This window comes from Vibrio sp. 1402 (genome assembly GCF_033340275.1).
Map to the genome: position 1 here is coordinate 1 of NZ_JAWOWE010000275.1, position 704 is coordinate 704.

Consider the following 704-nt stretch of genomic DNA (forward strand, 5'->3'; position numbering starts at 1 on the left):
AGGCGATATCTCCAAATACAACATACTCCAAAGGCTTGAGATATGGATTAGCAATCAAAGCAACACCTATCACCTGCATCACATCCGAACGTTTATCTTGTGTCGCTGCCTCGATGTAATCCTGAAAAGCATCATCTTCCATGTCGATATTGGCATTTCTCATTAAGCATTCAGGCGTAGCGCAACTCGCTTTAAAGCGCACATTTAACGATTCATCATTCACTACTAGATTGCGTCGATAACTGCCATCTTGAGAGAAATTATCAGCCTTTTCTGTCTGGCGTGATAACCGATTCTCTTCGACTTTTCTAAGCGCACCACCTCCCTCAATGAAACCATTTTTGACCTGATGAATAAGCTCATATCCAGTCTCATAGGAAACATTGCCCCCGTGGTACCCTTTCAAGATAACATCGAACGCTTCGCTAAATTCTTTTACCGCTTGGCTGTGAACCGAAGTTTCCAGATCCAATGCGGGAAGAAAAATTAATAATTCTTCAATCGCCTTTTGAGCTTCGACCTCTAGCTGTCTCCTTTTTCGATTTCGTTCCCAACGGGCGTAATCTTCTTGGGTATACGTCAACTCAGCTTGACGCTCTCGACGTTGGCGGGCTGCTCGCTCTCTAACCGTTTCTTCTCGAGCTTGTGGTTTTCTTAATGATTCTTCTTCATGGAGTGGCTTATAACCTCCGCCAGAAGAACTC

Annotated in this window: 1 pseudogene; it reads right to left on the minus strand. The window is 44.2% G+C overall.

Going from position 1 to position 704, the window contains the following annotated elements:
* Positions 1-704: pseudogene (locus R7044_RS25530) on the minus strand (hypothetical protein); the annotation flags it as partial.